The 24,936-nt window shown below is 35.3% G+C and carries 17 protein-coding genes; all 17 read right to left on the bottom strand.

The genetic code is table 11. The features are described 5' to 3' along the window. Positions 1-17 precede the first annotated feature (17 nt). Positions 18-4,229, bottom strand: a complete 4,212-nt coding sequence (locus KAOT1_RS17635) for a contractile injection system tape measure protein (RefSeq protein WP_007096239.1) — start codon at positions 4,227-4,229, stop codon at positions 18-20. Continuing rightward, positions 4,222-7,053, bottom strand: coding sequence for a hypothetical protein (locus tag KAOT1_RS17640; RefSeq protein ID WP_007096240.1), 2,832 nt, complete (start codon positions 7,051-7,053; stop codon positions 4,222-4,224). Before KAOT1_RS17640 ends, KAOT1_RS17635 begins: the two co-directional genes overlap by 8 nt. Continuing rightward, entirely contained in the window at positions 7,050-11,777 is a 4,728-nt protein-coding gene (locus tag KAOT1_RS17645; RefSeq protein ID WP_007096241.1) for a hypothetical protein, read from the bottom strand. Before KAOT1_RS17645 ends, KAOT1_RS17640 begins: the two co-directional genes overlap by 4 nt. 4 nt (positions 11,778-11,781) lie before the next feature. Then, positions 11,782-12,210, bottom strand: a complete 429-nt coding sequence (locus KAOT1_RS17650) for a GPW/gp25 family protein (RefSeq protein WP_007096242.1) — start codon at positions 12,208-12,210, stop codon at positions 11,782-11,784. Then, entirely contained in the window at positions 12,203-12,502 is a 300-nt protein-coding gene (locus tag KAOT1_RS17655) for a PAAR domain-containing protein (RefSeq protein ID WP_007096243.1), read from the bottom strand. Before KAOT1_RS17655 ends, KAOT1_RS17650 begins: the two co-directional genes overlap by 8 nt. A 171-nt stretch (positions 12,503-12,673) precedes the next feature. After that, complete coding sequence (gene vgrG, locus KAOT1_RS17660) at positions 12,674-14,470, bottom strand: type VI secretion system tip protein VgrG (RefSeq protein ID WP_007096244.1); 1,797 nt, start codon at positions 14,468-14,470, stop codon at positions 12,674-12,676. A gap of 5 nt (positions 14,471-14,475) precedes the next feature. Next, positions 14,476-15,147 carry a CIS tube protein gene (locus KAOT1_RS17665; RefSeq protein ID WP_007096245.1) on the bottom strand — a complete coding sequence of 224 codons (672 nt, stop codon included), beginning with the start codon at positions 15,145-15,147 and terminating at the stop codon, positions 14,476-14,478. A gap of 43 nt (positions 15,148-15,190) precedes the next feature. Beyond that, positions 15,191-15,361, bottom strand: coding sequence for a DUF5908 family protein (locus KAOT1_RS23045; RefSeq protein ID WP_007096246.1), 171 nt, complete (start codon positions 15,359-15,361; stop codon positions 15,191-15,193). 19 nt (positions 15,362-15,380) lie between these two features. Further along, complete coding sequence (locus KAOT1_RS17670; RefSeq protein WP_007096247.1) at positions 15,381-15,830, bottom strand: phage tail protein; 450 nt, start codon at positions 15,828-15,830, stop codon at positions 15,381-15,383. Beyond that, positions 15,823-16,284: a phage tail protein gene (locus KAOT1_RS17675; RefSeq protein WP_007096248.1), complete on the bottom strand. Its 462-nt coding sequence runs from the start codon at positions 16,282-16,284 to the stop codon at positions 15,823-15,825. Before KAOT1_RS17675 ends, KAOT1_RS17670 begins: the two co-directional genes overlap by 8 nt. Positions 16,285-16,350: 66 nt before the next feature. After that, positions 16,351-17,931, bottom strand: coding sequence for a phage tail sheath family protein (locus tag KAOT1_RS17680; RefSeq protein ID WP_007096249.1), 1,581 nt, complete (start codon positions 17,929-17,931; stop codon positions 16,351-16,353). A 51-nt stretch (positions 17,932-17,982) separates the two neighbouring features. Next, positions 17,983-18,795 carry a hypothetical protein gene (locus tag KAOT1_RS17685; RefSeq protein ID WP_007096250.1) on the bottom strand — a complete coding sequence of 271 codons (813 nt, stop codon included), beginning with the start codon at positions 18,793-18,795 and terminating at the stop codon, positions 17,983-17,985. Continuing rightward, complete coding sequence (locus tag KAOT1_RS17690) at positions 18,792-19,364, bottom strand: DUF4255 domain-containing protein (protein WP_007096251.1); 573 nt, start codon at positions 19,362-19,364, stop codon at positions 18,792-18,794. The genes KAOT1_RS17685 and KAOT1_RS17690 overlap by 4 nt, the downstream gene beginning before the upstream one ends. Positions 19,365-19,696: 332 nt before the next feature. Further along, the gene (locus tag KAOT1_RS17695) at positions 19,697-20,551 is read right to left on the bottom strand and encodes a helix-turn-helix transcriptional regulator (protein ID WP_007096252.1); all 855 of its coding nucleotides are present in this window, start codon (positions 20,549-20,551) and stop codon (positions 19,697-19,699) included. Between the two features lie 139 nt (positions 20,552-20,690). After that, complete coding sequence (locus tag KAOT1_RS17700) at positions 20,691-21,605, bottom strand: TolB-like translocation protein (protein WP_007096253.1); 915 nt, start codon at positions 21,603-21,605, stop codon at positions 20,691-20,693. Positions 21,606-21,699: 94 nt separating this feature from the next. Further along, positions 21,700-22,344: a HesA/MoeB/ThiF family protein gene (locus KAOT1_RS22130; RefSeq protein WP_007096254.1), complete on the bottom strand. Its 645-nt coding sequence runs from the start codon at positions 22,342-22,344 to the stop codon at positions 21,700-21,702. After that, positions 22,344-24,929 (bottom strand): DUF4132 domain-containing protein, encoded by a 2,586-nt coding sequence (locus tag KAOT1_RS17710; protein WP_007096255.1) that lies wholly within the window; start codon positions 24,927-24,929, stop codon positions 22,344-22,346. Before KAOT1_RS17710 ends, KAOT1_RS22130 begins: the two co-directional genes overlap by 1 nt. Positions 24,930-24,936: the final 7 nt, after the last annotated feature.

Raw genomic sequence — 24,936 nt, forward strand, 5'->3', positions numbered from 1 at the left:
TCATGGTTTATTGGTTTTTAAAATGGCCAAGTCACGTGCAGTGGTTTGGACATCCATGGTAGTTTTATTATTGAAAATGAAAAGGGCGATCTCGTCATTAAAATATCATAGGCTCTTTTTTCTACAGTCAATTCCCAACGGTCTTCGGTTTCTATCAAAATGCCATCTCTTACGAGCCAATTTCCACGAAAACCATCTACGGAAGTTTCTCCAATAGCTGTCCAATGTTGTATTGACGCTGTAATCATTCCGTCAATAAGTTCTTTCTGTTCCGAAGTCATCTCAATACTATTTTTTACGGGTACATTCGGCGAAAGCCCAACTAAAATTTTATTTAGCGTCAGTAAAGATTCTTCCGTTTCGGTAAGTCCCGTAACGATGTATTGTAAATAATGAATGCTGTCTAATTGTGCTTCTTCCGAAATAAAGTTGTTGTCTTCGGTAACTCCCAAACGATCTAAGAGCATTAAAAAATAATTGTTAAGCATAACCAATCCTGCATTTGGAATGGAAACACCTTCTTGTGGAAATGTAGTTGATGCTGTATTCATAGGCGATTTGTTTAGCTTTTTAAGTGTAATTTCTTTTTTTGTGCTTTTGGCAGCTGTATCAAGCGAAATCAAATTTTTATACGTGACCAATAAAGCCGTTGGCAACATGGTTTTGATAGTATTCACTGCGGTGAAAAAATCTTGCTTTCTCACCGCTTTTTTTCCACAAGTTTCCCAAAGCAATTCATTCCAAATTCGTGTACTTGTTATCAAATTCCAATGGGAAGTTTGCCAAGCGGTCACTACTTTTTTGATGATGATTTCCTGTAAACTTTTTGTGGAAATTCCACGGATATTCACAAAACCCATGCTTTCATACAACTTGTGAATGTTTGAAAGTTCGTAGTATTGCGCCGTATATAGTTTTTGCAACGCCGTAATAAACGTGTCAAAATGGATGGTTTGCACAAAGTGAATTTGTTGTACTTCTGAAATTTTTGGATCGCGGAGCGTTTTTAAAATCACTAATGGTTGTTGCGCGATCAATTCGTTTAAAATGCGCGAATATGTATACGCTTCTTTATGCTGAAACCACGCTGGAATTTTATACTGTGTGATGAGAAATTCGCTCAGGAATTCAATTTTTTGAGCCGAAATGCAATTCTTGATCGCTTCCGAAAGTGAACGCTGTTGGTTGTTTCCTGAAACCAATTCGAAAATACGATGTCTTTCAATCAAAACAGTTTTTAGAATTTCAGGAACGTTATATCTGTTGTTTTGAATGTGTTTTACAATGGTAATTTGATCGAGTGTGGCAATTTCAGAAAGCTTGTCAAACGTAGTTTTTACAAGGTTTTCTAAGACTTTTTTCGAAGATTTTTTTTGTTGAATGAACGCAATGGTTTGTTTCCAAAAAATAGCTTCTAAAGCTTTTAAAATTGTGGTATTTCCAAGTTGTTTGGCAATGGTAACTAATACGTGAATCGCTTTGTAAACGTCTAATTTTGAACTAGAAACATCATGCGACATAAAAACAATAAATTCTTCAAACTTGATCTGATTGCGCAAGAAAGTAAGCTGTTTTTCTGTTGCTACAGTTTCCTGAATAATGGTTCTAATTTTTGCAGGCGAAGTTTCCAATCCGACAGCAAATAATGCTGAAAATTTGTAGTTCGTATTTGAGATTTCAAACTGTGCGTTTGTCGTTTTTAAATTTGAAATTAAAGCTTCAAACAATACTGCAACCGAAATGTGATACGGCGTTGCTAAAACTTGTGTTTGTGCAGGATTTGTTTTTGCTACAATCGCTATTTTTTCCTGTAATATTTCGCTCGTTTTTACAACTGGAAATGTGTGCAAAATGTTTGTTTCAAAGACGTTGACAAATCTTCGTTCGTTTCCGCGATGTGTTTGATATTGTACCAACGATTGCCAAAAACAATCCTGTAAAAGTTCCTTAATTTGATTGTTATTGTATGTTGTCGTTGCCGAAACTTGTTTTAAAAACTGAGCCAATAAACGTTTGCGAAGTTGCATTCCGTTTGATACGAGATAGGAAATTAAAGTGGCTTCTTTTGCTTTGAATTCGCTTGTTGTTATTTTTTTTGCATGGACCAATTTTGAAATGCTTTTAGCAACTTCAATTTGCTGATTGGGTTGTGCAATTCGTTCTATAATTTCCTGTAATGGCGTTTTATTCAGTTGAATTTTATGCGCTTTTTGAATTGAAGCAAACTCGTATGCCGACCAAGCCAATGTGCGTATTTTGGGTGTTTCTAATAACAATTCAATTACTTCTTGAATGTCATTTTTTGAAACTTTTAAGCTAGTTTCTTGTCGTAGCAAACGTTGCAATAAGTGTATAAAAAACTCCGTAGTATTTGCTTTTTGCGAATGCCATACGGCTTCAAAAGCTAATGTGATGAGTCCGTTTTTAAGAGCGCGTAATGTTGTTGCTTTTTTTGGATGCTTTGCAATCAACACATCAATGATTTGTTGAATTTTTGACAAAACAACAACAATTTCAGGGACAACGACGCTCAAAAAACGTTCGGTTCCATACACGGAAATTAGTGCCGTAATATGAACCGTTAGTTTTGGTGTTTTGTCAATCTTTTCAAAAACTTCCCAGAATTTTGTTGGCGAAGCCGAAATCCACTTTTGAAGTGTTTTTTCTAAAGAATAAAATGCTTCTGTTTGCTGATTTGATTGGTGAATTTCAGTAACGTATCGTGTAACTACGTGTTGTAATTTTTCTGCTGAGCTGAATGTTTTTGCACTAGAAATTTCTTGCTGATACAAACCATTCAATGCTTTAAATAAAGAAATAAAAGCTGTTTTTTTCTGCGTATTTGTCACATCAGCAGTCACAAAATGATCTAAAATAGCAAGCTTAGTTTGCTGTTGTTGCTTGGCTAATTTTTCTACTACAAACGCTAAAAAGGCATTTTTAGAAATGGACGTATGTTGTGTTTCTACACAAAATTCAATTCCGAAAGTATACAAATCTAACGGATCAATTTTTACACGAGCAGTTTTGTAAACTTTTGAGAGAAACAAAATTTGTGTGAGTATATTTTTTGATTCCGAAGGCGATAAAACCACAAATAAATTTTCAATCGCCGCAGGAATTAAGTCTTTTAAAATTGGCTTCCACGTTGTTGGTTTGTGCGCAACGTTCAATACGATTTTTTGAAAACGTTTGGCATCTACTTTTGATAAATGAATGACCAATTCGTTAAATTCATTCTTCTGTACATTGTTGTTTCTCGCTGCCGCAGAATTGAAATACGTTTCAATTTTCAACCAGAAGTTTTCTTTTTGTTTGGCTGTTTTTACCTGAGAAAATGACTTGTTGTGTAGTTCTTCTGATAATAATCTTAAAATTGCGATAAAACCTTTGTCTACTTGTGAATATTCATTTGCGCGATCAATTGCATCTTCAATCAATTCAATCATTGTGTCATATGAAATATTGAAATGATTTGCCATTTGTACAATCGTACTTCTCACAAAAGCGACTTTGTTAAAAATAGTGCCACGCTCGGTAAACAAGTAATTTAAAATCCACAACCAAATGTTCTTTTTAAGGTCGTTTGTGCTAGTTTGTACAATGGTTTCTTTTTCCTGAACTTTTACAAATTCTTCCGAAAAAGCAATGATCTGTTGATGATTGTTTGGCTCTAATCCTGCTATGATTTTTTTGATAGTTGCATCAGGAAATTGCCAGGCAATCCGTTTGCGAACGTTTTCAGAAATTGCCGTTTGTTGAATCATTTGAATTACATCCAAACGATTGTTAAGCAATTGCAAACGCATAATTTGCGATGCTGTTCCGTAACTTTCTTGATAATTCCACGGTAAAATCCCTTGTAAAAGAAAATCGCGTAAGACGTTTATTTGTGCAATATCTTCATGGATTATTTCTAAAGTTTTATCACCATTTTTCGGATATAGAATTAAGTCATATAAAGCATTTCGCAAAGCTTCTTCCAAACGTAATGGAAGTTCACTAAGCATATTTTCATACGTCATTGTTCCCAAATCAACTGCCAGTTTTTTGATCTTTAAGGTTTGCCCTTTTGGACAAATACTGTCAAAAACACGATCAATTATGCGTTTCATTTTATAGGAACTCCACGTACTAATATCCGTTTGTAATTGATACGCAAGTCCTTTGGAATCGAAAGCAGTATTCCATTGGCAACGTGTGACGATATGTGCTCCTTGACTATGCATCGGTTTTTGTATAAATTGTTTTTAAGTACGCAAGTAAGTTTCCTGAATTTGTAATAATTTGTTGTTCTTGTTTGGCAGCTGCGTCTTCTGCTGTTTCAAACATTTTTGGAGTTGCATAAATATGTGCATTGTACCAACTGATATATAGCGGAATTAACTTCGCAAAGTTTTCTGCCGAGAGATATTGAGTGTGTTGTGCTATATGTAATGGCAACTTACTTTCTTTATAAAAGGAAAGTCTGTTTTGCCATTCATCCGTGTTTACTTCAGGAATAAAATCTGGAAAAAACGTTAAAAGCGTATCACTAAAAACAGGATTGTTTATGGATGTTTTTGTTGTGTCATTCCAACTCGCAATCATGTTCCATTTATAAGAGGTTTCTCCGATAGAAACTGCATAGTTTGTCACTTCGGTTGATGGTTCTAGAACTTCAGTCCAAGCCGTTTCATCACTCAGAATAATTGCTGCAATGCATGCTGGCATAGTACAAAAGGCATCTGCAAGTACTACACTGTCTGTATAGTTTAATGAGGTTTTATAGCTGTAATAGACAAACGTGTCATTTACTTTTTTTGCCATGTATATTGTAAACGAAGCCGAATTTGCCAAGAGATTTGTCTCAATCGAAATTGTGCCTTTTCGCTGAGTTATCAACCAAAAAGCAACATAAATTTTGAGTAATTTTTCAGTTGTTAACGCTTCTGATGAACTCGCTTCTTGTATGAAATTGATATAGAAAGGTTCAAGCGTTAAAAGCATGGATATTTCGAGTTCAAACGTACTGTAGTTGTTACAATCTTGCGTGGTAATTTTTTGAGAAGCATCAAAACGATTTGTATCAAAAATTCCGTTAGTTTCATAAGAATGCCTTAGAATATTTTGTAATTCTTTTTTTGCTTTATACAGTTCAAGTGCCTCTTTATAAGCATCTTTCGAAAGATTTTTTGCGTTTTTTTCTGGAACGTTTAGCGTATTATTCTGCGTAAGCTCATCAATCAGTTCAACTGTTAAAGTCAATACTTCAGGTTGCAATTTTTGTGCACTGATATAATTGTAAGCTTTTGTATTGTTGTACGATAGGAGCGCTAAGTTTTGTAGATATACACTTTTAATTATGACACGATCTTTTAAGATATCGCCTGAATAAGCAGTTCCGTAACAGATAGAATCTATCACCAAAGGCGACTCGCCATGACGCGCCAATAAATGGTCTAATAAGTCGTTTCTGCGCTGTAAATTTACCGTATCATCTTCCGAAAACGTCAATAAACCATACATGTAAGAATTGTACGGATCGTCTTGGTATGCCAACCAGCTTTTGTGTTTTAATGAGTCGTCAGATTCTGAAACAGGTCCGAAGTCAAAAATATCATTGTTGCGCAAAAGTGGTTCAATATTCGGCACACTTTTATATAGCGATTGATAAAAATAGGTTGGAGAAAATACTTCAAACGGTGCAGGATATGCAGGATTTGCTTTTTCTGCTGCCGTTTTGATATTGTTGTAATGTTCAAAATCAGCAGGATTTCCTATAGCGGCATTTTTAAAGGAAAATAGCTTGTCAAGGTTTGCTAATTGCGCAAATTGATTGCTCAACATTTGGTCAAATAAACTTAAATATCCTTTTAGTTGTCGCGATTGTGCCACTTGATAATCGGGCGTATTCGAATTGGTGGCATTCAATCCAACAGCGTATATTTCTGGAAATGTATTTTGGATAGAGTAGTAGCTCGTAATGTCTCTGTATTTTCCTTCAGGAAGTACAGGTGCCATTTGTACTGCCGCAACTTCATTGACTTGCACATTGGTTTGTTGCATGTTTGCTAATTCGTCAATTAATGATGCATTTATGGAAGTGTTAAGTTGTTTTCCTTGCATGTTTACAGAGAAACTAGCTGGTTTTTTGTTTGTTAAAAACGATGAAGAAAAATCAAACGTTAGAATTTCACTTGGCAAACAAATTGCTGTATTGGTTGCCTCTTTATCGTTGTACTTAAACGAAATTCCAGCAATGGATTGTACGCCTTCAATTTCAAGGATGAGTTGCGTGATTTCAAACGCATGAATGCTATCTTTTTTAGGTTGCATACTTTCAGAAGGAATCCAGCCATTTTTTAAAGTAGCGCCATTAAAAATTTCATTGGTTTTTTTGCCTTCCAATTTTAGTTTGTCATAACCTGTTTGCACGACATCTGGAAAAATGTAGTTGGCAATCGTTTGAATCATTTCTGGGAGAATCGAATGCAGATCGTATCCAGATTTTAGTTGAATATTTCCGTTAATCGTGTATTTTTTGGGACTTAGTATTTCTGGCATTAAGAACAAGTCGCCAACATTTCTACAAGTGTTTAATTGGGAAAATGTTTCTGTTTTTGCGGCATCTTCAGTAGTTTCATCATCACTTGGATGCAATGTCAAATACACTTTGTAAATTCCGTTGGCACAAGGAAAAATTGTTGAAACTGGCGTGATAACTACATTTTTCACACTTTCCACTCGATCAATAATGTATTTGATATAATCTTCAAGCGTGATTGGCGAAGTGGTAAGGATGTTTTGCGGAAGGAAAAATTGATTTTCTACAGTTAGCTTACCATTTTTTTGCGTTAAAATATCCTTCATGGAAAAGTTTCCGCAATAGCCAAGTTCCGTAAAAGCATAACAGAGTTGCTCAAAAATAGTCACACCGGGATCACTCGGATTCAAGTTGGTCCACTCTGTGCTACTATGCTGTTGAATGTACGCAAAACCTTCTGCCTTGAGCGATTTAAAATCAAGCTCTAAAGGAAGTTGTGCATCTACTATGTAGTTTTCCTGTGTCATAAATGATACTTGATTAAACTGTTTTTTGTGGTGTTGTTTAAAGAAGGAACTAAAATGCTTCCATCTTTTGGCAATACTTCTTGTGTGCTACTTTCGTAGTCGATAGTTCCTGTTGAAAAATCTTTTTTTCCTAGTTGAAACGAAATGCTTTTTACTTCTAAAATACTGTTGTAACTATTGATAAATGCTACTAATTGTGCGGTATTTAAGCCACTATCAATTGTAATTTGTGTTTGTGCGCTCGTAATCCACGGAGCTAAAAATAGGTTGATTCCGTTGTTTACTTCTTTGGCAACAGTTGTTACATCTTCGTTGGGTTGCAGTTGAATATTTGCTGTGATTTGTACATAATTTAATTCAAAATTTTCCACGGAAACGTTTACAAAAGGAGAAACACGCGTTTTGAGATATTCTTGAATGTTCAATTCATAACATTCGTTTAAAAGTGGAACAAACGCGTTGGTGTCTGTTACATTTGCTACACGTTTTAAAACATATGTATTGATTTGTTTTTTTGATTTGTCATAGCTTGATTTTGAATAGTACACTTCTGGAAATTCAAATCGAATGGTATTGAAAAAATCGGTTGTTGTCATCAATCGATCTTTGGTTTTTAATCGTGTACTTACGCGCGAATTCATCTGTGCAGTTGTTTCTGCCGCTTTTCCTCCAAAAGAAGGAAAAGGTTGCGTAGTTGCTGCAATTTCTGGAATAACAGTTTGTGGACTTGTAATGATGTTTGCTTGAATTTTTGGCGTTTCGATTGAAAAATCATTCGTAGCAACCACGCGTTGTAAGGTAAATCCGTTTGTTTTTAAATATGATGTTTCAGGAAAACTGTCAGGGTTGTTTTGTGTGCCAATCGCAATCCAATAATTGTTTCCAGCTATCATATCATGAACCGTAGTAATATCTTCCGGAATATTGATCGTAATAATTCCCGAACAGGTAAAATTGTTTGTACCATCAGCAATAGTTGTCAAAGGTTTCCAGCCAGTTGTACTAAGATACGAATAGTTGATTTTTTTTCTGGCTACAGCTTTTTCCGTGTAGGTTCGCGCCAATTCAATATAAAAACTTACTTCGGCAGGAATAATCAAGTCTTTTAAAGCTATAAATAATTGTCCTTTTGCTAAAAATGTCGGTACTAATGGCAAACCTGTTAATGGAATAATGTTTCCGTCATTATCTCGTAGAGGAGAACTTCCGATCGTAGTATTTTTGGCAATGATTTTTTCGTCTAAAGTTGTATCGTATACTTTGTAATTGGCAAAAGGTGAATTGTAAAAACATTGTAACGGATAGCTTTGTTTATTCGTAGAAAAATCATAGCTCACCGAAGCTGAGTAACCACCTTTAAAAGTGCTTACCATAGGAACAAACGGAATGTTTGGTGGAGAAACCAACGCATCTTTACTTTCTGGATCTTCACTTTTTTCTGTGATAATTTGTGCATTAAAAAGCGCAATTGCCGCGACAACTTTTGGATATAATTCTGTGCCAAAACCATAGATTGGAGTGGCGAGTCTCATTTTTAAAAACCCTGAAGTTGTTTTATCTGTTAATTGTAGTGTTTTTTGCTGTAAGGTTGTATCAACATCTTCTGAGTTGAGGTTGATTTTTGAGAAGTCAAAAGTACGCGATGCAGGAATTATTTTGGTGTTTTTTTCGTCTTTGAAGAATAAATTTTCTGGAATAGTTAGAATTTGTTTTTCATCAGTTTTAACAGCATTCACATTTCCCCAAAAACCATTTTGCAACCTTTTAAAATCAACTTTAAATGCAGTATTTGAAAACGGTTTTGTTGGTTCTGTCGTTTTTTTATGCGCTTCTACTGTTTTTTCTTTTTTGTTAGAAAAGCTGAAAATTTTTCCCAAGAATGTTTTCTTTTTAGGAGCTTTTATAAAAGGAGATAATACAGCACTTTCTGCTTCAATAATTTTTTCATCTACAGTATTTTTATAACTGTTGATGGTGTTTAAAATACTGGTTTTTGCGTTGGTTACCGTTGTAGTATCTATTGTATTTGCGGCGTTGATTGTAGCGACCAATTCATTTTGTAAAGCTTCAATTTCGGCAATCATGCTACTGTTTAGAGTAATAATTTCACTGGTTAGTGTAATTTCTGAACCTTCAATGGAATTTAATGTTGTGTTTTGTGTATTTGTTGCATTATGTATGGCTGTTTGATTCTGTTGTACATAAGTTTGTACTTCAGCTACAGTTGTGCCATCTGCTGATATATTGTCAAAAAGTTGTGTTTCGGAATTCGTTATATTTTCGAAGAAAACATCTTCAGAATCTTTAATTTCTTGTAATAGTTTTTCTAGTGTCTGAATTTCAGAACTGCTAGAATACATATTGTTTAAGTAGTTATTGTATTCTAAGTAATACGTGGCAAAGTCAAAATTTACAGCAAAAGGATTCCAAGTGAGTTCAAAATTGAGGTTTTTGACAGGTTTGCTGAAAATTTCGGCATTTCCTACCATAAAATTTTGATTCATTTTTGGTGCGCCTCCCAATAACTGAAACGGTTTTTTAGGATTCAATTGTCCGAAATCATTATACAATTGAAAATTTTGCAATCCATCAACGGTCACTGTGATGTCTAATTTGGAAATTGTGAGTTCTGAAAACGATGTTGCATAACTTGGAAATACAATTTTTAGTAATGGCCATTCAGACGTATATCCATCAGGGTTTTTGGTAAATGGATTGATTGCTGGATCTGTGGGATTTAAAACAATAGTAATTTTATTTTCAACAATCACTTCCGAAAGATTTGTTGGTACAGGAACTTCAAACCAAGTATCTTTTGTGCTTAGATAGTATTGAAAATCTGGCTGAACAAATGCAATAGCAGCATCATTTTTGAAGGTAAAATCAAGTGTGATGGTTCTTGTACCGTTTGCTTCTTGAAGGTAAAACATCGGAGAAGCAATCGTAAATGCCAAAGCTTGTTTAGTACCTTTTGGTGTTTGCGCACTACCAAATGTTTGCCATGATTGTACTACGCCAGCTTCGTCTTTAGCCACCACATTTACAGGCGGTAATTTTTCTAAATACAACTGTGTATTGTCTGAATCATTTGTTTTGGTAAGCGTATATGCTTCTACAATTTTTGCAGGATTGAGGAATGTTTTCTGCGTAGTTTCAAACAAAATGGGTTGCTTATTAGCGTCAGTTCCTGCTAAGAAAGTAGTATTTTTTTCGAGTTGAAATGTTGCCGTTTTCTTTGCGAGATTGCTGCTTGCAAAAACAGTATCTGCCGTAACACTATTTGGCGTTTGTTTTAAAATATCTCTGTAATAGAAATCTAAATGTTTGCTTGCTAAAGAATTGAATTGCTTCTGATAAATTTTTAGCAAACTCGTGAAGGTTCTCAACAAAATAGTATCTGGAAAATGTCCAGGAATATTCTGTATCGATACCAATTCTGTATCTGCATAAGAAATGCATTTGCTGTAAAAAGCGAATAGAGATTTTCCCGCACTTTTGAGTCCGTTAAAAATATCTAATCGAACTTGTTTTGTTAAAATGTAGGAGGCAATTTCTTTGAGGAGTTGATAGACTTCTTCTTCAGCTTTTATCACATCATTTGCAATTATTTCAAACAGTTCTTGTATTAATTTTAAAAACCATTCTCCAAGTTTTTCTAAGATGTTGACAATAAAGAGCGCAATTTCTTTAAGATCATTTAGCATCTTATCTATCAGTTGCCTAAAATTTTCCAAATTCAACGCTCCTGATGTTGTTTTGAGCGTATCTTGCACGGTTTTCAATTCTTCATGAAGATTTTGTAGCGTATCAGAAATAGTTTGATTTGTGTCGTTTTTTAGGACTTCTCCAAGTTTTTTTAGAATTGTATCTATTACTTTATGTATCGTTTCTACCGCAATTTTTATAAAATCAATTACTTTTTCTATGATAGCAACTGCTTCAGAAAACAGTAAGTTTAGTGTGTCTTTTAACGCTGTAAAAGCTGCTTCAATAATTGAACGAATTTCTTTTAATAAGATAGGTTTTTCACCATTTAGAATAGGAAGTAGTTTTGTAATCAGCGTGATAAAATCTTTAAACAAGTAATAGCTATACTCTTTTTCTGGTGGAAATTTTAGATTTAGAAGTTTCCAATACGGTGTTTTTCCTTTGCTTTCTTTCCAGATTTTTTTATCGTATTTTTTATAAAGAAAGGTATCTACAGGTTGTATGTTGGGAACAATTTGATTGATGTTTACATCATTTTTTAAAGCTAAAATTGCCCAAAGTAACGCGCTTTGTTGTTGCTGTACTTGTTGAATGACATAGGTTTTTAAATTGTATGTCAATGTTGATTGTTGCATGTAATGTGTCCATCGTTCAATTTTTTGAAATACAAAGCTCAATTGATCGAATAGTTGATTGAAACCATTGGAAATAAATGGAGTATTCAAGTCAAGATCGAGTGCTTTTCTGAGTTGTGAACATGTATTAATAAACAGCGCATATGTTTTTTGAAACGATGTTTTTGCAATAGAAGCCACTAAAAAAACAGGATCTTTTAGTAAAAAGGGTGACCAATTTCCATTGATATTATTGGTTTTATCGTAAAAATTAAATAATGTTGCAAAGTCAGCTAGCAGGCGTAAATTGTCAGTTTCCGTTCTGCTATCCACCAAATTAGCACTTGGCACTAAAGCTTCCTCTAGTGCTATCATTGCTGTATGTTGATCGAATTGACTCATTGCGTTATCGTTGTAAATTGGTTCCTTCTTTTATGAAAAAAGGATACACATAATTGTGTCTTGTATTGGTTTGATTGTACATATAATTGATGGTAACTTCTACCAAGCCATTTTGGATGTCTGAAAACGTGACTTCAACGGCTAATACTTTTATTCTTGGTTCGTTATTGAGAAGCGCTGTTTTTACGGCTTCTCTGATTTCTCCTTGTAATGTTGGACGCATTTCTTTGAAGAAAAATGTTTGTAATCCTGAGCCAAATTGTGGCGAAAATGGACGTTCTCCTAAGGTGGTTTGCAATATCAAGTGAATCATTTCATTGATATTCGTTTCATACTTTGTGAGTTGTAGTTGGTGATTTTCCACAGAAAAAGTGACAGGAAATGACCAACCCGAACCGAGAAACTCTTTTTGTATGTTGTTTATATTATCCACCGATCATCACTGTAAAATCTCCTAAAACAATTGATCCGCCGTGCGCAGTTGTGTCGCCTACACGTGCAGCTGGCATTCCGCCAATCATTACCGTTGCTGATCCTTTTACGATAGAATCTGGCGGACCCACACAGGTAAGCATATCTCCCACACGTGCGGCTGGTAATTTGCCAATTAAAACGGTTGGCTCTCCAGGACCAATGACAGGTCCGCCAACATGCGGAATAGGAGGAACGCCAGGCGTTACCATTGGACATTCATGAAAATCGGTTAGTCTTGCTGCTGGTGGCATAGTTTGTTTTTTTAGTTGAGATGTTAGTATTGAGAATTGAGTCTACACATGGTGTTTCACAATTCATGTTTAGTATTTATTTTTTTATTAATATTGAAGTAAAATGGTTATCGAGATATTGACTAATACCCAGCACCTAATACCCAAAACCTAAAACCTAAAACCAAACACCTAATTAATCATCACCATCGCGCCTTTAATAGTGGTTTGTGTTCCTCCCTGAAGCGAAGCTGTCATGCTTCCTTCTGCGGAATATTCCATTTGCGCGGTTTCTTTGATGTTTAGTCCTTTGATTTGGACGTCTCCACCAGAAGATTCAATGGTAACTCCTTGATTGCCTTTTAGTGTGAGATTTTGCGTCGCTTCCACAGTAATATCTTTTTCACTTTTGATAGTAATACCGCTTTCAGACATGACAATGCTGTTGTTATTTTGATCTTTGATGGTAATTTGCTTGTCTTCATCACTAAAAATGGCAGTATTTTTACTTGGTGTTTCAAGCGTGAGCACTTTGTTTTCATCATCAAACTTGATGTTGATTCCACTTTTAGAGACAAAAGCTTTTATGGTATTATTTTCATTTGGATCTAAGCCGTCAAAAGGTTTGTTTTTGTCAGCACTGTACATACTTCCTAGAATGATTGGATATCGAGGATCTTCATTTAAAAACCCAACAACTACTTCGTCGCCAACTTCTGGCATAAAGAATGTTCCAGCACCTGAAGTGGAATAGAAATTTGTCAATCGTGCCCATAAACCTTCTCCATTTGGATCAAATAGCGGAATGTCTACTAATACGCGATATTGACTGTCTGGATCTTCATACATTTTTTTTACTGTTGCATTAAATAATCCTTGTGCGCCAGGCAATAATCCAGAAGCTGGTGGCGCCATGACATCAGGTTCTTCCGTAAACCAAACTGGTGATAATCCTACGGAAACTTCTGTGGTCCAATTTCCATGTCCGATTACATGATGTACGTTTGAAATGATGTGATCGCCATTAAAACGATCGCCCAATCCTGCCAACGTGATGTATTTTCCAGGATCAACTAAGTTGCTTCCTTGAAATTTTACATCGCCTTGAATTTTAGCATAAGCACTTTTTACCAATGCCGCTTTTGACCAATTTGTTAAATCAGCATTTTGAATTGGTGCCGTACTTTGCAATTCATAGTCTGAAAGTCCGACAACTTCCGATAGTTTTTTTGATGACAAATTTCCTGGACCTGCATAACTGTTTGATGCATCTCCAGAAATGGTTTGCTGTGTGGTAAAATCCCAAGAAGTTGCTTTTGCTGAACCTAATTGCGTTACCGCATCTAAGGCAGCATTGAATTCTAACAGATTGTTTCCATATGCAATTTCTAGTACAGAAGTTGTGTCATTGTCAGGCGGAAAAACCGAAACTTTTCCGTTGAGTGTTGTGACAATCATTCCATTCGTTTCTGCTCTAGCGAGTAAAAAATCCCAATCAGTTGCATAGTATTGTACTTGTTCTGGCCATTCTGTGGTGGTAGCGGTTACATCAGCAGACAATCCGTAGTTTCCGATAATAGCACTCATAATGTCGCTGTCTTTTTTCTTGGAATAGGTCAAACTTTTACGTCCAACTATCATTTTTACAGCTTCATCACGACATTCAACTACTAATACAGCACCTTGCGCGCCATGTATACGAATGCTTTGTTTGGTAATGATACCTGTGAAGATGACTTCATTTTTTGAATCATACCCGACTTCAATAGTGATTGTGTTTCCTGGTACAAAGGTACTTGAAGAACTTGCCTCAAAGGTTTCTTTAGAAGGATCTCCGTCAATGATGACAACTTTTGCGACTGAGATACGATTGACACCTTTTTCAACTTCAATAGATTGCACGTCCATTGCATCTGGAATAGCACTTCCGTTGCTTTTGATATCAAATGTTACTAATCCGCCACTTGTAATGTTTGTTGATGCACTCATATAGTTTATGCTGGTTTTATGATGGGCGGAAACAGTAATTGCTGTCCACCTTTTAATTGTCTGAATTTGTTTAAATCGTTATACTTTGCTACCTGAACATAATAGTATGGCGTGTTCCATACATCATTTGATAGTTGCGGTAAACTTTGACCTTCTACGACTTCAACCAAGTGAGAAATGTCTGGAGAACTTTCGTTGTCTTCTTTTTTTCGCTTGTCAGCAGAAACATATTTTCCAAAACTCAACGAAATTTTTGCTCTTAACGGACTTCCATCGGGTTTGAATAATGTGTACGTAGTGTCAAATGATTTTAATACGCTGTAAAAAACCAAATCGCTTCCCCATTGTATTTTTACGAAATTGGGTCTGTGAATGTCGCCGTTGTATGTGTATACAATATCTTCAAGTGCTTCAATTTCCTTGTTGAGATCAGTTCGCTTGTTGTCTACAACTCCTGTACAATCAATGACAATGTCAAAACTGAGATTGTCGCTTGGTGTATGTTTGTATTTTTGCGATGATGTACTGGTATCTATAGGCTGTTGTTCATTGTATTCAATACTTCGACTCCATTTTATAGACTCTGGATTTATCATTAGATTATACGGATCACCAGAGACTGCTTGTGTAAAGTCTTCATCTTTGTATCCCGTTATTTTCATATATTCTAAAGCCATAATCGTAATTTACTTGCTAATAAAGTTGTATAGTTGCTATCATTTACCTGTTGTATTTTTCTCTTTTTTGTGCTTCAGAAATCATTCGTCGGCAAGTTTCCAATACTTCTTCTTTTAGTTTGGAAGTATCGTACGCATTGCGTTTTGAATGTAAGTTTTCATGTACCGTTTTTATTTCGGTTTTGATAACTAATTCTCTGATTTCTATAGGCATAATTTGCTTTATATACTTTTTATGAGTTTGATGTGATATTAAAATAGGTATACGCTAACTCAATGGTTTCGATTAGTATTTCGCTTTCTTGCGATTTTAAATCAGATACTGCATAGCTTACAGGATATGCGTTGTGAAATGTCCATTTCATCAATACTTTTCCTTGATCGTCAAGCAAATCAACGGAAACATCTTGTGTTTGTATTGTATTGCCCAATCCGCCATCGAGCGTATCCGAACACCATTTAATTAGCTTTGATCCTGTTGGTACAATGGCTCTTTTGAGGACTAAGTTTTTACTGCTACTTACCGTTGGTAAACGATATTTGAAACGGTTTTCACCGCCGCCAGCTACTTCTTCAACACCAAGTTCTTTGCTGATTCCTGAGACTTCTTTAAAAGCCGCATCTTCTCCTTCAAACGAAAGTGAAAAATAGAATCCAACAGGATACGCGCTATTATTATCCATTTGCAATGATTAGTTGTTCGTGGGCAATTTCTAAGGTATCAATGGCAACTTCATTTCCATCAGATTTTAAATCGGTACTCGTAATTTTTGTTGGCCACGCATTGTTGAGTGTCCATTGCATTGTTACTTTTCCGTTTTCATCTAAAAGTTTAATGATTACCGTTCTACGTTTTATTGTGTTCATAGAAATTTCCTTGTGCCAATTCCAAAATGTGTTGTCGTTGACAAAAACTCCGCGTTTCATCGTTACATTTCCGTACTTTACAATGCCAGGCATTTTTTCGGTAGAGAATAATGTGCTGTTGCTTTTGCGATATTCTATGATTTGATTTTCTACGTCCATTCCAGAAACTTCTTGAAATGCAACTCCTTTTAGTTCAGTTCCTAAATCTACTTCGAATCGGAACTTTGGCATGGGCCATGTTGACCCTTCTTTACTTCCATCATCTGCCATAATTATATGTTTTTATGTGTTAATTTTTTATTTAAATATTATTGTGCTTCTGTAATTAATTGTTGATTAACTAGAAGTCGCTTGTTGTTGTTGGAATGTCAGTACAATAAATTCCGCCGGACGAACGACCGCAACTTTTATGGTTACGTTCATAAATCCATTTAAGATATCGTCTGAAGTCATAGTGCTTCCCAATCCGCATTCAACCGAAAAAGCTGCTGCAGGAGTTGCTCCTTGCAATCCACCTTCTTTCCAAACGCTGGTTAAGAAACTTCCAATCATGGTTTTTACCGCTTCCCAAGTGTTTTTGTCATTTGGAGCAAATACGTATGCTTGCGCGGCTAGTTTACATGATTGTTCTAGGAAATTCATGGTTCTTCGCACCGATAAGTAACGCCAATCTTGACTGTTTCCGTCTAAGGTTCTTGCGCCCCAAATTAGAATTCCAAGTCCGTTGAAAAAACGAATCGCATTGATTGATTTTCCTGAAATTGCATCTACATTTAAGCCAGCTTGTTGTGATTCTGACAGTTTTATAGGAAGTGACGCTGCGCCAACCATTGATGTGTTTGCAGGTGCTTGCCATGGTCCAACTTCATTGTCGGTTACTGTAATTACACCAGCCATTCCGCCACTTGGTGGTAACATATTTGCATCAGTTAATACATGATTGATAATGGTACTGTACGTTTTACTTGCTGCAATAAGTGAGTTGTTGTACTGACTTGTTGTTAATGGTGTTCCTGAAGGATTTTCAATGTTTCCAATAATAGTTTCTACCGTTGGGTTAGGATTGTCTGCTGGACTTAAAAGCGGTTGTAATTGTTTTAAATCGCCACCAAAAAGATTGGTATAATCAATGTCAGAGGTTTGCATTATTGTGGTTCCAACAAATGGATAATAGGCTGTTCCGTAGTTAAGTCCGTTGGCTCCTGTGTTGTCACGGAAGGTTGTAATATCGTCCATCCACATAACAGGATCTGGGTTTCTTCCACCAATAATATCTAAAATAGCTACCGCAGTTTGCATTTCTTCTGCTTGTAGTAACATAGAAGCCATTAACGTTCCGTTGTTTTCAACAGATAGTAATGTAGCTTCTGGACAGATATACATGGTTGGTTCTTGCTCGTTTTTTAACAAAGCTAATCCGTTCGTCAAATCGTTTAATTGTACGTTTGGATTTACAATTTGATCGCCTGGAGTCATTGCTTTTCCAGATTGTGCGCCATAACTTCCAACGGAGACAATATATGCGTCTCCACCGCCATTTTCGTAGAATAAACGAATGCTATTGTACAAGTAGTAAATTGTGTTCGGATCTGGAACGATAGAGTAGTAGGTTCCGTCAATGAGCATGTAGTCACCTTTTTCTGGCTGACTTTTTTCTGCGACTAAGTAGTATTGCGGATCGTACTGTTTTGCAGGATCTGCAGGTGCAGGCGGATCTGGCAGCATAAAAATTGCTTGAAAGTCTGTAAAGGACGTAATTTTGGTTGGTACGTTTGTGTACGATTTCCCTTCGTACATCGCTTGTGGTGTATATCCAATGAAAGCGGGAACGGCAGTTGCCACTGGGACAACAGAGTTTCCGAAACCATTTATTTCATTGATATAAACCCCTGGAGATTTAATGGTTGATAAATTCATAAAACATAGTTATTAGTTCGTATTAATTTTTATAAATATTGATAAGGCATGTTAGATATAGATATATATTAAAGATACTATTGTATGGTCGTTGTTTACTTGTAAGTTTTGCGGATTTGGAATAGGCAATCCTTTTAAGATGATTTCCTTTCGGTCGCCAGCAATGGTTTTTTTAGTGTTGATTAAGTCAAATGTGTAGGTTACTTCATTTTTTAATGGGATTTTGGTAGTTTTTGATGTGAATAGCAATGCTTTTTGTCCGTTTTGAAGCGTTACTGCTTCCGATTGTCCAAATTGGATGTCATTACTTCCTGTGATTTCTAATTGATTGTATTCTTGGTTTGAATTGTTGATGATGTAATAATTCCATTGTGTTTCTCGCGCTTGCATTTGTATGTTGAAATGAATAGCATCACTTGATTTTTTTAGGCGAATGATGTCATCAAATTTTATACTGATACTTACTGCATATTGCGTAGTCGTGTCAGAAATGATGGTTTCTGCAAGTTGTATTGTCGCATCTGTTGAAACATCTGTGGCATCACTCACATACGTTAATACGCCTAATTCATTCATAGGAATATTGGTAAAATTGTAAAAATTTTGATCGGTAGTAATTCCATAAAAATTAAAAGCATCTATTCCTGCTACTTGCGAAATGTAGTTGAGTTTTTCTTCAATGGTTTGACTGGTGTTGGTATATATTTCAAATCCGTTGTGTAGTAAACGCATGACGAATCCGTATTTGTCAAATATTGTTGTTGTTTGCGTACTTGCTTTGTATTGTAAACATTCACAGATATTGGACGCATAGTACGAATGCGCTACTGTTGTTTTAAACAAAGATGTGTACGTTACATTCATGGTTTTGCGTTTGTATTAATACTTTTAACTGCGGTGTCAAACCCTTCAATTTCATCAGAAGCAATATTTACTAATCTAATTTTGTAAATCACAGATGGTTGGTATTTTGCGCCAAGCGCTGTCCATAAGTTTTGCATTTGCATGTAATTTTCACCTTTTTGAAATTCGTATTCAAGTTTGCCTAATTCGGGAGGAATTTCAGCATTTATGGTAGCATCTATGAGTTGATTTATCTGAAAAAACTGAATGGAAGCATCTAAGAATTTTAAGGCTTCTCCGTAGTCATCAAAATTTGGAGTAATTAGTGTAAAAAGGTTGTAACGATGTGAAACAGGTTTTCTAACGAAGTTTCCATTGTCTAATGTTTGATTTCGGTTGTAAAACTGTTTTACGTTGTCTTGTTCTACATGAATTAGTGAAATGACAACCTTGTTTTGGTTTGCTCTGGGCACTGTGCCATTTTGGTCGATGATAGAATTTATCACGACGACATCTTCATCTAAGCCAAATTTTTGTTTGACAAATTGGTTGAGTGCTTTTCCTGTAAATCGAATTGCTTTTTCAATCATAATAGTTGAATGGTTTGGTTAGCTACTTTACAGCATGCTAAAATTAATAATACATTGTGTGCGTGCAGTAGTGTAGGCGTATACTATTTATGTACATTTTATAGTTGTACGAATTTTTCCGTAGACAAATCGTAGACAAGAATGAAATGTGTGTACACACAACTACGTGTATTGTAAAAAATGTGATGTATACGTAATTCTTAATTTTAGGGCAGAAGTTGTTCAGCAATACTTCATGTGATTAAGATACGGAAATATTAATTGTGTATCGTACAATTTTTTTTGGCAAATGCTTGTTTTTTTCAGTAGAAAATCATCACTAAGAAGCAAATTTAGCTTGCAAAGGTTTGTAGATAGTTGCGAAGATCTTGATGTTTTTTTAATACCATTTTTTTCTTTAATCGGTATTTGTGCGTGCGTACACTTTCTTGATTTATTCCTAAGATTAAACGAATGTCTTCATTAGACATGTTCATTTTTAAGTAACAACAGTATTTTAAATCTTTTGCCGTTAAACATGGAAATTTCTCGCTGAGGGTTTTTAGGAAATTCGGATTGATATTTTCAAAATAGCGTTTAAAATCGTCCCAATGTTTACGGTCGTTTCGCGTCATTTTGATCGTATTTACAATAGACATTAATTGTGCTTTGGTAGAAGCGTCAACGTCAGCATACAATTGTTTGATGCGTTCTTTTATTTTGTCTAAAACTGCTTTTTTTTGATCGAGTTCTAAGGTAAATCGTGTTAAATCTTTTGTTTGATCGTTTGAAAGAAGCGAATGTTGTGTGCATGATGTTGCACTTGTTGCTTTGTGTTGAATTAGCTTTAGTATTCCCTGAATATTGGTGCTTAAATGATTTGATTGCACACCGTATTCAAACGATTGGGTAAATACAATAATATGTTCTTTTATTTTCAGCTCTCGGTGTTCATTTTTTTGACGTAAACACAATAACGGAATCGAAAAATTACTATTGTATGACAGTAAAGAATTGATGATATTTTGATTGTCACGAAAGCTCAGAATAATTAAAACTGGTTGAACTGATTTTGAAATTTGAATGATGTCCGACATGCGAGTTGCCGTAATGAAACTATATTGATTCACTGTTTGTAAGCTTTTTAAAATAGCCGCTAGTGAAGCAGAAGAGTCACTTCCAATAAGTATATTTTCGTGTGTAGTCATTATTACTATGAAATATTTCCTTCAACAAGTAAACAGTAAGTTTTTTGGGGAATCACGTCAAAAATACCTTTCAAATGTAGCATTATAAGCTTTAATAAAACACGGTAGAAATACGCGATTTTGACGTTTGAGCGTTTTTTTAATATTCAATCGTTCCCATAAAAATTTGAGATTTTTTTGAATTGTAATTTTGTGCCCAAACTAATTTTGAACCATCTGGAGAAAATTTTGCATGTTGGGCAGGAAACTCAGGATCGCTCACAGGAATGATTGGTGTATTTGGATTCTCTAAATCAACACTTTTTAGAAATATTTGTAGATTGGTAGTTTCCGATTGTGATTCAAATGCCATCACAAGTCCGTCATTACTAAACCAAGGCGCACGTCCGTTGACACCAGGAATGGTTTCTGAAAAAAGAATTGGTTCATTGTTTCCGTTTTGGAGATATACTTTGTTGTATTGCTGATTGTATCCTTTGGAAGTTATCGGTTGTCCTGCATAAGCTATTATGTCTGTATTTACAGGATTTACGGTGCCCATTCCTGACCAAAATCCATCATAAGTTACTACTTCTGGATGCAATGTATCGATGTCTATTTTTAAAAGTTTTGGTTGCTGATTTGAATAATCGGTTACTAATAAAATATTTTCATCAGCATACCAAGTAGGATAATATAATTCAGCATTTTGGTAACCGATCACTGGAAGTCTTAGCGCAGTATTGTTTGGTGAATAATCGCTTAATAGCATGATTCTTCCCATGGGCAAATCGTCTTTAGGGAAAACACCTGTAAAGACTATTTGATTTTGCATTGCCTGTGGATTCCATGACCACGAAGCTCTCGAGCAGGCATATGTGTCACTTTTATAATATAAAGTTTCTGAATTGGTGTCGATGTCTACTGACCAGAATTCCTGTAACGAAATCGTACTTCCTACGCGTTCAAAAAGAACGGTTTTTCCATCTGGACTAAAGCAAGGACGACCATCGTGATAGTTTTCGTCCGAACTAGAATCTGCTTGTGTAATAGCATGAATGTTAGTGACTTTCATAATATGGAGTGGTTGGTTGTTCCAAATATAGAAAGTATCCTTTGATTGAAATAGCGTGATACTACGTGATTATTTTTTCATGCAATTGTACTTTTTATTTCAATTCAAAAACTCGAAATGTATTTTTTGCGAGATTGAAAACCTGTAATTTTCCTTGTAATACATTTGAAGCATTTTGCATAATTTTTATGACTTCGTTTACCTGTAAACTAGAAGCCATCGTTACAATTTGTGGCATCACTCTAGAATCATTGCAGTCTTCATTTTGAAACATTTCTTGCTCATTTGTAAATGTTGCTTTGAATGATTTTCCGCCTTTGTAATTGAACACAGAAATGTGACCTTCTTCGCCTTTTACACCAGTATATACCATCGGAATGTTATATGCTGCGCATGCGTTATCTATGACCAAACGCGAAGCATAATTGTCAGTACAATCCACAACAATCGTTGCGTTTTTTAGTAGTTTTTTGCTATTTTTTGAGCTAACACGTTCTTTGACGCTTGTAATTTCAATTGTTTTGTTTCGTGCTTCCAATGCCGCTTTTGCGACGTCACATTTATAGTTTCCAACGGCATTGAGATCAAATAAAATCTGACGTTGTAAATTGTCAATTTCTACACGATCATCATCAATAATTGTTAGTTTTTTAATGCCAAGTAACGTAAGCGATAACGCTGTTGCACAACCCAAACCACCGCAACCAACGACGACAATATGCGCTTCTTCTTTTGTCATTATCGTATTTGACTTAGAATGGTTACATCCGTAATTTTATGATCTTCTGCTAGTAAAAAAGCTTTGCTTAATACCAGCGATAATCCACGATCGCCTTCAAATGGTAAGAAGATATTGCTCGTATTTTTGTCTTTTCCTCTTGCTGGAACGATACATAAATATTGATCGTTTGGTTCCATGAGAATGTTAGAACTTCCAATGTGAATTTTGTAGGTTCGTTTCGTACCTTTTACGCGTAAAAACTTTCCATCGATGGTGGCAACTTTGTTTATTTTTAAGCGCGGAAGGAGTTTTTCAAGAATTTGTTTTCTGGTTTTGGCAACTTCGGTTAAATCGCCAAAAGAATAGCTTGTCCAATAGTTATGATATTGTGGTAATCCGCCATTATCTCTCCATTCCGGATCATTTCCAACGCTAGAAACTCCCACAAATAAATCAACATCGCGTAATATTTCAGAAAGGACTAATTTCGGAACATCAATCATGTCCATGACTTCTTCATTTTTTAGGAATCGTACTTGATCGGTGGCAACATAATTCCAAATTCCAGTATCATTAAATTCGTCTTCTGCATTCAGTTCGTTAATCCAAAATTGCGCTTGTATGTCATGCGCTTTTATATGAATTGTTGCCATTTCTGCGTCAATTCCGTTATCAAATGCACCCATAAGTGAATATTTCCAACCGCGAATACTTGTCAGTGCATTGAATTGGTGTTGCTTTAAGATATGCGCTGCCATACGATTGCTATAGGTTTTCGTATTGATTTCTGCATCCGTTAAGATATATACTTCACGATATGCTTGTTTGAGCGGTTGTTTTATTTCGAGTTCTTCGAGTTTTTTTCGCCAAAATAATACATCATTTACGGCTTCATAAATTGGATGCCACAAACGAACTTCTGTTTCTTCCGAAATCCAATCAAGTGTAGTATTCTCTTGCGTTGTCCATTGGTCGTTTAGGTAAAATGCGGTAACAAATGTATCCTCTTTTTTGAATTGCCATAAAAGTCTTTTTGCGATAAAACTAACTAAACCATGATCTAAATAATGTTTTGTAAAATTTTCATACGTCCATATACGATCATCTAAATACAATCTGTCAATACGATCGCGTTGCGCTGTGAGGTATTTTTTTATTTGTGCTACATCACTTTTTGCTTTTTTGAGTGTATGTGCATGCTTTGCAGAATTTTTTACAAATGCAGGTGTCGTTTTTTGCTGTTTTCCGTCAGGCTTTCGCCAGATGAGATTTACTTTTCCTAGTTCTTGAATGGTGATTTCCAACGTATAATCATCAAAAGCAATTGTTTTTGCTCCGTTTGTCAACCCGAAATGTGGAATGGAAAGTTCTTCTATTTCAGAAGAAGAAACACCAAGTTTTGTAGAAGCAGCTTCAATGTATTTTTCGATGAGTTTTCGCGTGTTGTTCTGCTTTATTTTAAGCTTTAATCGCGATAGATGGCTGATACCTTCTAAACCTTTTGTATTTCCTAATACGTAGATGCAGGCATTTCCAATTCCAGCCGCAGCAGGACCAACACCAGGAATTTTTTTATAGCAGCGTTCTGCAAGTTTAGCAATTAGGTTTAAGGTTGCCGTATCATGAAATTTTGCCAAGCTCCATACCAATCCTTTTAAAAATGCCGTGCTTTTTTCATGTAAAAATTCATAGTATGTATATTCATACACACGTCCTGAATAGGTGTTTTGTACTGTTTTTTCAATTTCTTTAAGTTGTATTACAAATTCTAACCACGGATGTACGGTAGTTTTGTATTTGGCAATTCCAATTTCGTCAATGATTTTGCTTGTATTTTTTAAGAATCGTTGCGAAGGTTTTCCGCTGGTAGCTTTTGAGAATAGGTGACAGAGTTGATAGAAGTGATCGCGGAGATTTTCATCTATAGTGATAATTTTAGGATTGAACATTTCGCCAAAACGATCGTTTGTATGTACATATGGAAGTGTTTTTCCATCAGTATTTTGATCTTCAAAGAGTATTTTTTTTAGTTTCGTTGCTACTTTTTCCAAATCAACGCCCCAATAATGATCTTTTTTGTTCATAACTGGCGAGGCTAAAAATTTTTCGATGAAGCTTCTCCATTCAGAAGTAACGCCGTTTTTTTTGATACTTTTTTCTATTTGTTGTGTTACGTATCCAATGGGCCAATTTGTAAAGTGTATGAGGTTGTTTTTGGAGGAAGAATTTGCAAAGAAATCTAATAATTTCGCTATTTCAGATGGTTTGTATTCAAGATTGCTTCGTAAAAGTACTGTGACTAATTCTCCACAGATATGACTTTTGTTCCTTTCGACATTGGTAAGTGATCTTCGTACACTTATCTTTAATAATTCAACTTTTTTTTCAGCTAAGTATTGTACAAATTCTTTTTTTGTTGTGGCATCTTTCGCTTTTAGCTCGTTGTATGATTTTAATGTTGAAAATTTTATCGTATAGGTATAACCTTCTAAAAAAGCATCTTGCATGATCTTTTTTAGTTGTTCGTCGAATGGGGAATTTTGTAGTGTTTTTGATTCTTTTTTACTACTAAATAGATTTTTTAGACTGTCTGCAAATCCCATATTTTTT

This window comes from Kordia algicida OT-1, assembly GCF_000154725.1.
Taxonomy (GTDB): Bacteria; Bacteroidota; Bacteroidia; order Flavobacteriales; family Flavobacteriaceae; genus Kordia; species Kordia algicida.